The organism is Streptomyces thioluteus (assembly GCF_039535865.1).
In genome coordinates, this window is sequence record NZ_BAAAXZ010000090.1 from 17,744 (window position 1) to 29,416 (window position 11,673).

At 72.8% G+C, this 11,673-nt stretch carries 8 protein-coding genes and 5 pseudogenes; 8 read left to right on the forward strand and 5 right to left on the reverse strand.

What is annotated here, in order from left to right:
- Window positions 1-45 precede the first annotated feature (45 nt).
- Window positions 46-958 (reverse strand): annotated as a pseudogene (locus ABD794_RS11790) (glutaminase).
- Between the two features lie 178 nt (window positions 959-1,136).
- Between ABD794_RS11790 and ABD794_RS11795 the strand changes: the two are divergent.
- Both ABD794_RS11795 and ABD794_RS11800 read left to right on the forward strand, forming a co-directional pair.
- Window positions 1,137-1,716 (forward strand): annotated as a pseudogene (locus tag ABD794_RS11795) (N-acetylmuramoyl-L-alanine amidase).
- 85 nt (window positions 1,717-1,801) lie between these two features.
- The gene (locus ABD794_RS11800; RefSeq protein WP_344962965.1) at window positions 1,802-2,638 is read left to right on the forward strand and encodes a 1-aminocyclopropane-1-carboxylate deaminase/D-cysteine desulfhydrase; all 837 of its coding nucleotides are present in this window, start codon (window positions 1,802-1,804) and stop codon (window positions 2,636-2,638) included.
- 530 nt (window positions 2,639-3,168) lie between these two features.
- On the opposite strand, the gene ABD794_RS11805 is transcribed toward ABD794_RS11800, so the two are convergent.
- Complete coding sequence (locus ABD794_RS11805; RefSeq protein WP_344962967.1) at window positions 3,169-4,752, reverse strand: Na+/H+ antiporter; 1,584 nt, start codon at window positions 4,750-4,752, stop codon at window positions 3,169-3,171.
- 70 nt (window positions 4,753-4,822) lie between these two features.
- Here ABD794_RS11805 and ABD794_RS11810 point away from each other — a divergent pair, with 70 nt between their 5' ends.
- From ABD794_RS11810 to ABD794_RS11825, 4 genes and pseudogenes are all read left to right on the forward strand, one after another.
- Window positions 4,823-5,086 (forward strand): UBP-type zinc finger domain-containing protein, encoded by a 264-nt coding sequence (locus ABD794_RS11810; protein ID WP_344962968.1) that lies wholly within the window; start codon window positions 4,823-4,825, stop codon window positions 5,084-5,086.
- A 20-nt stretch (window positions 5,087-5,106) separates the two neighbouring features.
- On the forward strand, window positions 5,107-5,631 hold the full coding sequence (locus tag ABD794_RS11815; protein WP_344962970.1) for a GNAT family N-acetyltransferase: 525 nt from the start codon (window positions 5,107-5,109) through the stop codon (window positions 5,629-5,631).
- Between the two features lie 199 nt (window positions 5,632-5,830).
- Window positions 5,831-6,247, forward strand: a complete 417-nt coding sequence (locus ABD794_RS11820; RefSeq protein ID WP_199890768.1) for an ATP-binding protein — start codon at window positions 5,831-5,833, stop codon at window positions 6,245-6,247.
- Between the two features lie 55 nt (window positions 6,248-6,302).
- Window positions 6,303-7,185: pseudogene (locus ABD794_RS11825) on the forward strand (RNA polymerase sigma factor SigF).
- Window positions 7,186-7,197: 12 nt separating this feature from the next.
- Here the strand turns inward: ABD794_RS11825 and ABD794_RS11830 are convergent.
- Window positions 7,198-7,710, reverse strand: a complete 513-nt coding sequence (locus tag ABD794_RS11830; protein ID WP_344962972.1) for a hypothetical protein — start codon at window positions 7,708-7,710, stop codon at window positions 7,198-7,200.
- A gap of 136 nt (window positions 7,711-7,846) precedes the next feature.
- Here ABD794_RS11830 and ABD794_RS11835 point away from each other — a divergent pair.
- Both ABD794_RS11835 and ABD794_RS11840 read left to right on the forward strand, forming a co-directional pair.
- A pseudogene (locus tag ABD794_RS11835) lies at window positions 7,847-8,816 on the forward strand (diacylglycerol/lipid kinase family protein).
- A 321-nt stretch (window positions 8,817-9,137) separates the two neighbouring features.
- Entirely contained in the window at window positions 9,138-9,395 is a 258-nt protein-coding gene (locus ABD794_RS11840) for a WhiB family transcriptional regulator (protein WP_004937597.1), read from the forward strand.
- 160 nt (window positions 9,396-9,555) lie between these two features.
- Here ABD794_RS11840 and ABD794_RS11845 read toward each other — a convergent pair whose 3' ends face one another.
- Window positions 9,556-11,025 carry a sensor histidine kinase gene (locus tag ABD794_RS11845; protein WP_344962974.1) on the reverse strand — a complete coding sequence of 490 codons (1,470 nt, stop codon included), beginning with the start codon at window positions 11,023-11,025 and terminating at the stop codon, window positions 9,556-9,558.
- Window positions 11,026-11,297: 272 nt separating this feature from the next.
- Window positions 11,298-11,673: pseudogene (locus ABD794_RS11850) on the reverse strand (hypothetical protein); the annotation flags it as partial.

An 11,673-nucleotide genomic window follows, 5' to 3' on the forward strand; every position in this document is an offset into this window, starting at 1 on the left:
CCGTCCCGACCAACGATGCTCCGGAGGGCGTCGCGGCGCCACCGGTCAGAAGACCGACCAGCCCGTCAGCGTCGTGAAGTGGTCGAGCGCGGCGACGCCGGCCACGGAGTTCCCCCGGGCGTCCAGCCCGGGGCTCCACACGCACAGCGTGCAGCGGCCCGGTATCACGGCGACGATGCCGCCGCCGACGCCGCTCTTGCCCGGCAGGCCGACCCGGTAGGCGAAGTCGCCGGCGGCGTCGTAGGTGCCGCAGGTCAGCATGACGGCGTTGACCTGCTTCGACTCGCGGCGCGGCAGCAGCCGGGTGCCGTCGGCGCGCAGCCCGTGGCGGGCCAGGAAGCCGCCGGCGACGGCGAGGTCGCGGCAGCTCATCTCGACGGAGCACTGCCAGAAGTAGTGCTCCAGCACCGTGGTGACGGGGGTTGTCGAGGTTGCCGTAGCTGGCCATGAAGTGGGCGAGCGCGGCGTTGCGGTCGCCGTGCTCGGCCTCGGACTTCGCGACGGCCGGGTCGAAGGCGACGTCCGGGTTGCCGCTCTCGGCGCGCAGGAAGTCCAGCATCGTGGTGCTGGCGTCGCCGGTCAGCGTCTGGAGCCGGTCGGTGACGACGAGCGCGCCCGCGTTGATGAACGGATTGCGTGGAATGCCGTTCTCGTATTCGAGCTGGACCAAGGAGTTGAAGGCGTTTCCGGACGGTTCGGTGCCCACCCGCTCCCAGATCTTGTTGCCGCCCTCGGCGAGGACGAGCGCCAGGGCGAACGCCTTGGAGATCGACTGGACGGAGAACGGCCGCTGCCACTCCCCGACGCCGTACACCCCGCCGTCGACATCGGCGACCGCCATGCCGAACTGGGCGGCGTCCACGTCCGCGAGGGCCGGAATGTACTGGGCAGCCTGCCCGCGGCCGACCAGCGGGCGGGCGAACGCGGCGACCTCTTCGAGGACGGCCTGGTAGTCCACGGGCGGTGCGCTTTCTGTTTCCGAACGGACGTACGTGCTCCGGCCTGCGGCCGAATCGGCTCGCACGATATCCGAACGCGCGGATCACCTGCGAACTTTTCGGTACAACGGGGCCAATCAGGCGTACGCGACAGGGCTTGCGCCACCGAGCGCCAAGGAGCGAACCGTGGCCGCACCCATGTCCGCGGACGCCTTCCTCGCCGCCCTGCGGGCGGAGGACTCCAGCGTCGTCGAAGTTCCCGGCTGGCGCACCCACAGCCGCGCCGGGCACGGTCCCTGGGGCCCGGTGCACGGCGTGGTCGTCCACCACACCGCGGACCGCGGGCACCGACACCACCGTCAAGCTCTGCTGGAACGGCACCCCCGTGCTGCCGGGCCCGCTGTGCCACGCCGTCATCGCCAAGGACGCCCGCGTCCACCTCGTCGGCTCCGGGCGCGCCAACCACGCCGGCGGCGGCGACGGGGACGTGCTGCGCGCCGTGATCGCGGAGAAACGGCTGCCGCCCGTGCGGAAGTCCGACACGGACGGCAACTCGCACTTCTACGGCTTCGAGTGCGTCAACCTCGGGGACGGCCGCGATCCATGGCCCGAGGCCCAGCTGGAGGCCGTCGAGCGGGCGGCGGCCGCGGTCTGCCGGCACCACGGGTGGAGCGAGCGGTCGGTCATCGGCCACCACGAGTGGCGGCCGGGGAAGGTGGATCCCCGCGGCTTCGCCATGGACGAGCTGCGGGAACGGATCCGCGACCGCCTCAAGTGACGGGCCGCCTCACGTGACAATGGACGGGTGACCCCGCCCGACCTCGCCGCCCTCCGCCCCCCGGCTGCCCTCCCCCGTCGAGGAGGTGGCCGACGAGCGGTTCGCCCGGCGCGGCGTCCGGCTGCTGCTCAAACGGGACGACCTGATACACCCCCGGCTGCCCGGCAACAAGTGGCGCAAGCTGGAGCCCAACCTGCTCGCCGCCGCTGCCTCCGGCCGGCGGACCCTGCTCACCTTCGGCGGCGCCTACTCCAACCACCTGCGCGCCACGGCCGCCGCCGGCCGGCTCCTCGGTTTCGCCACGGTCGGGATCGTCCGCGGCGAGGAGCTGGCCGGCCGGCCGCTCAACCGGTCCCTGGCCCGCTGCGCGGCCGACGGCATGGAACTGCGCTTCGTGGACCGCGCGACGTACCGGCGCAAGACGGAGCCCTCGGTGCTGTCCGCGCTCGGCGCCGACGACTGCTTCGTCGTCCCCGAGGGCGGCAGCAACGCGGCGGCCGCCCGGGGCTGCGCGGCGCTCGGCGCGGAACTGCGCGGCGCGGCCGACGTCGTGGGCGTCGCCTGCGGCACCGGCGGCACGCTCGCGGGCCTGGCCGCCGGGCTGGCCGGGGCCGGCCGGGCGATCGGCTTCCCCGTGCTCCGGGGCGGCTTCCTGACCGCCGAGGTGACCCGCCTCCAGACGGAGGCCTTCGGCGGCCGGCGGGGCGACTGGCTGCTGGACGACCGCTTCCACGGCGGCGGCTACGCGCGCGTCTCCCCCGAGCTGACCGCCTTCGCGGACGACTTCGCGGCGCGGCACGGGGTGCCGCTGGAGCGGCTGTACGTGGCGAAGGCGCTGTTCGGTCTGACGACGCTGGTGGAGGAGGGGGCGTTCGCCGCCGGGACGACGGTGGCGGCGGTGATCACGGGCGCGCCGGAGTAGCCGAGAGGGTTCCCGCCCCGACCCCGCCCTTTCTCCCCCGGCTACCTCCCCCAGCTACCGCTGGGGGTGCCCCCAGGAGGTGCCCCCAGTTTCTCCCGGGGCTCCGCCCCTCGCCCCGGCACCGCGCTCCGCACGGGTGGAGCGGGGCTCCGCCCCTGGCCCCCGTTCGGGGCCCCCGACCCCCGCAACGCGGCTGCGCCGCGTTCGTCCTCAAGCTCCCCGGAGGGGGCAACCCCCAGACGGGCTGGATTGCGCGCCCGGGCTGGTTCAGGCGCGGGCGCGCCATTTCAGCCCGTCCGGCGTTTGAGGACAAACCCGCGCGGAGCGCGGTTGCGGGGTCCGGGGCGGAGCCCCCAACGAGGGACCAGGGGCTGCGCCCCGGCAGGGGTCCAGGGGGCGGAGCCCCCGGCGGGGCGCAGGGGCGGAGCCCCGCCCACCGCGCGGAGCGCGGTCCCGGTGCGCGCCGCGCGCCAACGGGGGTCGCGCAGGGGCGCAGCCCCTGCGGAAGAGGGTTGGGGTGGGACCGGGGCCTACTCCCCCTCGCCCTCCCGGTACGCCGCCGCCTCCTCCAGATCCAGCCGCCGCAGCAACGCCCGCAGCATCTCGTCGTCGATCCGCCGCGCATCCCGCAGCGCCACGAACACCGCCCGCTCCGCCCCGATGACCTCCCGCGTCAACCGCCGGTACGTGTCGTCCGCCGACTCGCCCGTCGTCTCGTGGACGGCTCCCAGCCGCTCCCACACCGCGTTGCGGCGCCGCTCCAGGACCGTGCGGAGCCGGTCGGCGAGCGGCTGCGGCAGCGCGTTGCGCTCGTCGGCGAGGAGTTCGTCGAGCCGGCGCTCGGCCGCGGCGGACGCCTCGCTCTGGGCCTGCGCCTCCGCGAGCGTCGCGGTCCGCGCGTCGCGGCCGGGCAGCCGCAGCGCGCGGATCAGCGGCGGCAGGCTGAGCCCCTGGACGACCAGCGTGCCGATCACCGTGGTGAAGGTGAGGAAGAGCACCAGGTTGCGGGCCGGGGCCTCCGCGGGGATCGAGAAGGCGATGGCCAGCGAGACGACCCCCCGCATCCCCGCCCAGGAGACGACGAAGGCCGCCCGCCCGGTCACGTCCGGTTCGCGTTCGCGGATCCGCGCGGACAGCACCCGCGGCAGGAACGTGGCGGGATAGACCCAGACGAAGCGGGCGGCCACCACCGCGAGGAAGACGACGACCGCGTACCGCGCCGCGTCCGCGGTCCCGTAGGCGCCCAGCTCGCCGAGGACGACGCGCAGTTGGAGCCCGATGAGGGCGAACACGGCGGATTCCAGGAGGAAGGAGACGACCCGCCAGACCGCCGCCTCCTGGAGCCGGGTCGCGAAGTCGACCTGCCAGGACCGGTGTCCGAGGTAGAGCCCGACGACGACCACGGCCAGCACCCCGGAGGCGCCGGCCTGTTCCGCGGCCCCGTAGGCGACGAAGGGGATGAGCAGCGAGAGGGTGTTCTGCAGCAACGGCTCGCGCAGGTGCGTGCGCAGCCAGTGCAGCGGCACCATGAGGACGAGTCCGACGCCGACCCCGCCGACCGCCGCGACCGCGAACTCCCGTACGCCGCCCGCCCAGGTCGCGCCCTCGCCCACGGCCGCCGCGAGGGCCACCTTGTACGCGGTGATGGCCGTGGCGTCGTTCACCAGCGACTCGCCCTGGAGGATGGTGGTGATCCGGGACGGCAGCCCCAGCCTGCGCGCGACGGCGGTGGCGGCGACCGCGTCCGGCGGTGCGACGACCGCGCCGAGGACGAGCGCCGCCGTCAGGGGCAGCCCGGGGACCACCAGGAAGGCGACGACGCCGACGGCGAGCGTGGCGAAGAGCACGTAGCCGACCGAGAGCAGCGCCACCGGCCGCGCGTTGGCCCGCAGGTCGAGGTACGAGCTGTCGAGCGCGGCGGTGTGCAGCAGCGGCGGCAGCACGAGGGGCAGGACGACGTGCGGGTCCAGGGTGTAGTCGGGCACGCCGGGCAGGTAGGAGACGGCGAGCCCCACGGCGACCAGGGCCAGTGGCGCGGACACCGGCGTGCGGCGGGCGGCGCCCGCGACGGCGGCGCTCCCCGCGACCAGGGCCAGCAAGGGCATGACGTCCATCGGTTCCGCCCGTCCCGTTCGTTCGTCTCGTACGTCTCGTCCGCCCGTCCGGCGTTCTAACCTGGCCATCATGATCGAATGCCCGCACCGTGCCGAGCTGCCGCGCCCCGAGCCCGAGCCGCTGAGCGAGACCTGTCCCGAGTGCGCGGCGCTCGGCAGCCACCCCGTCCAGCTGCGGATGTGCCTGGTGTGCGGGCACGTCGGCTGCTGCGACTCGTCGCCCTACCGGCACGCCACCGCCCACTTCGAGGAGACCGGGCACGCGGTGATGCGCAGCGTCGAGCCCGGGGAGAGCTGGCGCTGGTGCTACGTGGACCGGCACCTGGTGTCGTAGCCGCCCGCTAGCATGCACCCATGATCCGAGCCGCGACGCCCGACGACGTCCCCGCCCTCCGCGCGATGATCCGCGAACTCGCCGCGTACGAACGGGCGGTGGAGGAGGCGCGCGCCACGGAGGAGCAGCTGCGCGAGGCGCTCTTCGGGGCGCATCCGGCCGTTTTCGCGCTGATAGCGGAGAGTGACGAGACCGCGGGCGAACCGGTCGGCTTCGCCCTCTGGTTCCGCAACTTCTCCACCTGGACGGGCACGCACGGTATTTACCTGGAGGACCTCTACGTGCGCCCCGAGGCGCGCGGCGGGGGTCACGGCCGGGCCCTCCTCGCGGAGCTCGCCAGGATGTGCGTGGAGCGCGGCTACCAGCGTTTCGAATGGTCAGTGCTGGACTGGAACGAACCCTCGATCCGCTTCTACAAGTCCCTCGGCGCGGAGGCCATGGACGGGTGGACGGGTCAGCGGTTGTCCGGTGAAGCGCTCCACGCCCTTGCGGCACTCGCGCAGAGTGACGAAAATCCCAACAGGGCGTCTTCTCTTTCGAATTGAGACCGCAGACCCCTAGCCACTTTCCGTACTCATGGGCTTACCATGAGTGACAGTCGTGGGCCTGCGGCACGGACTCCCGGATCGCGATAGCGTCGCTGCCGGAAACACAGCCGCGGCGGCCCGCGCCACCTCCTCCCGGAGGGACGCGCGGCCGACGCCCGTAACAGCTCAAGAAGCTTGTGCCACCTTGGAGGTGAGGGTGTCCCCCATCGCAGGCGAGCCTGGGGCGACCCAGGACTTCGTGGAAGTCCGGCTGCCCGCTGCGGGTGCCTACCTGTCGGTGCTGCGGACGGCGACAGCCGGCCTCGCGGCCCGCCTGGACTTCACCCTCGACGAGATCGAGGACCTGCGCATCGCCGTTGACGAGGCATGCGCGATCCTGCTGCAACAGGCCGTTCCCGGCTCGGTGCTGAGCTGCGTCTTCCGCCTGGTCGGCGACGCGCTGCGGGTCACCGTCTCGGCACCGACCACGGACGGCCGCGCGCCCGAGCGCGACACCTTCGCCTGGACGGTGCTCTCCGCCCTGGCCGGCGAGGTCGAGTCCACCGTCGCGGACGACCGCACGGTCAGCATCAGCCTGCACAAGAAGCGCGGCGCCGGCCCCGGGCAGCCGTGACGGAAGAGGGGGCTCCGTGAGTACTGCATCGTCGCGGGAAGTGCGTACCCCGGCCATCCCGCAGCAGCCCGCTCGACACCAACCGGGGAGCGCGGCAGCTCTGGAGCCGGACCAGGCGAGTGACCGACCGGAGCGGGCGGACCACATGGATCAGCAGCAGCACCAGCAGCGGCAGGAGCGGCCGCACGACCGCAGCGGGGCGCGGGCCCTGTTCATCCGGCTGCGCTCGCTCCCGGACGGTTCGCCGGAGCGCGCGGAGCTGCGCAACCACCTGGTGCGGATGCACCTGCCCCTGGTGGAGCACCTGGCCCGGCGGTTCCGCAACCGCGGGGAGCCGCTGGACGACCTGACCCAGGTCGCCACGATCGGCCTGATCAAGTCCGTGGACCGGTTCGACCCGGACCGGGGCGTGGAGTTCTCCACCTATGCCACGCCCACCGTGGTCGGCGAGATCAAGCGGCACTTCCGGGACAAGGGCTGGGCCGTGCGCGTGCCGCGCCGCCTCCAGGAGCTGCGCCTCGCGCTCACCACGGCCACGGCCGAGCTCTCCCAGCGGCACGGCCGCGCGCCCCACGGTCCACGAGCTGGCCGAGCACCTGAGCATCTCCGAGGAGGAGGTGCTGGAGGGGCTGGAGTCGGCCAACGCCTACAGCACGCTCTCCCTCGACGTCCCGGACACCGACGACGAGTCGCCGGCCGTCGCCGACACCCTCGGCGCGGAGGACGAGGCGCTGGAGGGCGTCGAGTACCGCGAGTCCCTCAAGCCGCTGCTGGAGGATCTGCCGCCGCGCGAGAAGAAGATCCTCCTCCTGCGGTTCTTCGGCAACATGACACAGTCGCAGATCGCCCAGGAGGTCGGCATCTCCCAGATGCACGTCTCCCGGCTGCTGGCCCGCACCCTCGCCCAGCTGCGCGAGCGGCTGCTCGTCGAGGAGTAGCGGGCAAGCGGATCAGGAAGAGGCACCCGGGCCGATGCCCAGCGCCTCGGTGGCCGTCGGGTTCACCAGCAGCGCCAGGGTGGCCAGGGCCGCCAGGGCCAGCAGCACGCCCGCCGCGACCATCCCGCCGCCGGTACTGAACAGCGTCCAGGCCACGGGGAAGGCCATGAGCTGGGTGATCAGCGCGGGTCCCCGGCTCCACCGGCGGCGCTGCCACAGCCCGCGGGCCGCGAGCAGCGGCAGCAGGGCCAGGGCGAGCACGGTGAGCCCGCCGAGCTCGGCCTGCTGGGGGCTGTCCGGCTTCCCCAGCAGCCCCATCACCAGCATGTACACCCCGCCGGCGGCCAGGGCCGCGCCCTCCAGGCCGGTGAGCACGGCGGCGGCGGTCAGCCGGGCGGGCCGCTCCCCCGCCGGCTCGGGGGCCGCGGCGGCCTTGCCGGGCCCGCGGGTCTGCTCGCGGGTCTGCTCGCGCTCACGGGAGGCGTTCTTCCGGGCGGACTTCGACGCGGACTGCTTGCTGCTCATAACGGCAGGGTAGCCCCGCCGTGTCCCGGTGCGGCCCCTGCAGGCCGATCCCGGTCACCGGTCCCGGCGACGCCGCGGGCCCGGCGGCGAGGACCTGAGGTGGGTCGTGTACCGACAGGTAGGTAGGCTGGCGCGCATGCGTGCGCTTCTCGTGGTCAACCCTTCGGCCACCACCACCAGTGCCCGTACGCGCGATGTCCTGGTGCACGCGCTCGCCAGCGACCTCAAGCTGGAGGTCGCCACCACCGAGTACCGGGGGCACGCCCGCGACCTGGCCCGGGCGGCCGCCGAGAGCGGGAACACCGAGCTGGTGGTGGCGCTCGGCGGCGACGGCACCGTCAACGAGGTGGTCAACGGACTGCTGCACCGCGGACCCGACCCGGAGGGCCTGCCCCGGCTGGCCGTGGTCCCCGGCGGCTCCACCAATGTCTTCGCCCGCGCGCTGGGCCTGCCCAACGAGCCCGTCGAGGCGACCGGCGCCCTGCTGGACGCGCTGCGGGACGGCACCGGGCGCACCATCGGCCTCGGCCACGCCGGGGGCACCCCGGGCACCGAGGACGAGGGGGCGCCCGGCCGCTGGTTCACCTTCTGCGCGGGCTTCGGCTTCGACGCCGGCGTGGTGGGGGCGGGTGGAGCAGCAGCGGGAGCGCGGCAAGCGTTCGACGCATTCCCTGTACGTGCGACAGTTCATGCGTCAGTTCCTGGGCGAGTCCAACCGCCGGCACGGGACGATCACCCTCGAACGGCCGGGCGAGGAGCCACTCGCGAATCTCGTCATGTCGATAATCTGCAACACCTCGCCGTGGACGTACTTCGGCAACCGGCCGATCTACGCGCTGCCCCAGGCGTCCTTCGACACCGCCCTTGACGTGCTCGGACTCACCAAGCTGTCGACGTTCACGGCCGGCCACTACATCAGCCAGCTGCTGACCTCCTCGCCGGAGCGGGGACCCGAGGGCAGACACGCTGTGTCACTCCATGACCAGGACTCGTTCACCTTGCATTCGCAGGCTCCTCTGCCGTTTCAGATGGACGGAGACCACCTGGGACTGCGTACGAGCGTGACGTTCACAGGCGTTCGCCGTGCACTGCGTGTGATTGTGTGAGTGCCAGGGCCTAAAGTCCTTCCAGTCGAACGTTTAGCCTGGGTTCCACCCCCTGGAAGTACGGCTGTGACCTAGCCGACACCGAGGAATCAAAAAAAACTTTCCAGAAGGGGTTGTATCCGCCGCCGAGGTTTGCGAGTCTCTTCATGGCGATCGGGACGGCCGCTCATCTCGGCTTCCCGGATTGCCCGAACCCCCTCTCTCTTTCTCTGGACCGCACCAGTCTTCGGCTGGGCGTCGGCCCTTCCCTTGCGGGGGGATTCGTGAAAGCGTTCACATTCACAAGCCACGTAGCCGCAATAACGAGGAGATGGAGCAGCCATGGACTGGCGTCACAACGCCGTTTGCCGCGAGGAAGACCCCGAGCTGTTCTTCCCCATCGGCAACACCGGTCCTGCGCTGCTGCAGATCGAGGAAGCCAAGGCCGTCTGCCGCCGCTGCCCCGTCATGGAGCAGTGCCTGCAGTGGGCGCTCGAGTCCGGCCAGGACTCCGGCGTCTGGGGTGGCCTCAGCGAGGACGAGCGCCGCGCGATGAAGCGCCGCGCCGCCCGCAACCGGGCTCGCAACGCGACGGCCTGACGCCGCCGCGACGCGACGCATCCTGACGAGCCCCCTCGGCCCCCGAGCCGCAGCGCGCAGTGCCCCCTTCCCGGGGGCGCCCCGAAGCATCGCACCGTGAAGCGTTTGAGCCCCGGACTCCTGGAGTCCGGGGCTCAGTGCTGTGCCCGCGCCTTGAAAATCAGGGCTTTCCGGGGCGCACCGGGAGGTCGAGGACCACGCGGGTGCCGCGCTCCGCGGCGGGCACCATGTCGAACCTGCCGCCCAGCTCGCCCTCGACCAGGGTCCGGACGATCTGGAGGCCCAGGTTCCCCGCGCGGTGCGGGTCGAAGTCCGCCGGCAGTCCGCGGCCGTCGTCCTGGACGGAGATCAGCAGCCGGGCGTCGGCCCGGGTGCCCCCGCGCACGGCGGTGACCTCGACGGTGCCCTGCTCCCCCGGGCCGAAGCCGTGTTCCAGGGCGTTCTGCAGCAACTCGGTCAGCACCATGGAGAGCGGGGTGGCGACCTCGGCGTCCAGGATGCCGAAGCGGCCGGTGCGGCGGGTGGTGACCCGGCCCGGGGAGATCTCCGCCACCATGGCGAGCACCCGGTCGGCGATCTCGTCGAACTCCACCCGCTCGTCGAGGTTCTGCGAGAGCGTCTCGTGGACGATCGCGATGGACCCCACCCGGCGGACGGCCTCCTCCAACGCCTCGCGCCCCTCCGCCGAACCGATCCTGCGGGCCTGGAGGCGCAGCAGGGCGGCCACGGTCTGGAGGTTGTTCTTCACCCGGTGGTGGATCTCCCGGATGGTCGCGTCCTTGGTGATCAATTCGCGCTCGCGCCGCCGCAGTTCGGTGACGTCGCGCAGCAGCACCAGTGAACCGATGTGGCTGCCCTTGGGTTTGAGGGGGATCACCCGCAGTTGGATGACCCCGCCATTGGCCTCCACCTCGAACTCGCGCGGGGCCCAGCCACTGGCGAGCTTGGCCAGGCCCTCGTCCACCGGGGCGCGCGAGGGCGCCAACTGAGCGGCGGTCTCGCCCAGATGATGCCCGACGAGGTCGGCGGCGAGGCCGAGACGGTGGAACGCGGAGAGGGCGTTCGGACTGGCGTACTGGACGACGCCGTCCGCGTCGAGGCGCACCATGCCGTCGCCGGCGCGCGGCGAGGCGTCCATGTCGACTTGTTGCCCCGGGAAGGGGAAGGCGCCGCTGGCGATCATCTGCGCGAGGTCGGAGGCGCTCTGGAGGTAGGTGAGCTCCAGCCGGCTCGGGGTGCGCACGGTGAGCAGATTGGTGTTGCGGGCGATCACGCCCAGGACCCGGCCGTCGCGGCGGACCGGGATGGACTCGACGCGGACGGGCACCTCCTCGCGCCACTCCGGGTCGCCCTCGCGGACGATCCGGCCCTCGTCGAGCGCCGCGTCGAGCATGGGCCGCCGGCCGCGCGGGACGAGGTGGCCGACCATGTCGTTCTGGTACGAGGTGGGGCCGGTGTTGGGCCGCATCTGGGCGACGGAGACGTAGCGGGTGCCGTCGCTGGTGGGGATCCACAGGACGAGGTCGGCGAAGGAGAGGTCGGAGAGCAGCTGCCACTCCGAGACCAGCAGGTGGAGCCACTCGAGGTCGGAGTCGTCGAGCGCGGTGTGCTGGCGTACGAGATCGTTCATGGAGGGCACGCTGTGAGCCTAGTTCCTTCCGGCGGGCGACGGGCGGCGGCCCCGGCCCGGCCGGAGCGGGACACTCCGGGCGGGCCGGGCCGGGACGCACGGGCCGTTACGGGCGTGAGGACCGTGACGGCCGGTCCGGCGGATCGTGGTGCGGCCGCCGCCCGCGCCGTGCCCCGCGGGGCGGCGGACCGTCGGCCCGGGCGACGGGGCCGGGCGCCCCGCCGACGGGACGGCGCGGCGCCGTACGTCCGTGAAGATCCACCGGAAGGGCATCACGCGGCGGCCAGCGCCACGCTGCCGTGCAGCCGGAAGCCGTCGTAGTCGGCAGCGGCGACCTCGCGCAGCTTCTGGCGGTAGGCGCCGAGCCCGCCGAAGTAGAAGAGGACCCGCTTCTCCTTGCCGGGGATGTTGGCCCCGAAGATCCAGGAGTCGATCTTCGCGAAGAGGGTCTGCTCGGCGATCTCGCGGCAGGTCTCCGTCCAGCCGTCCTCCGCCTCCCGGGTGGCCTCGATCGAGGAGTGTCCGCCGTTCTCCACCGCCCTGACGAGCTCCGCGATCCACTCGACGTGGGCCTCGATGCCGGGCGGCAGGTTGGTGAAGGCGCTGTTGGGGCCGAGGACCATGAAGAGGTTGGGGAATCCGGAGGTG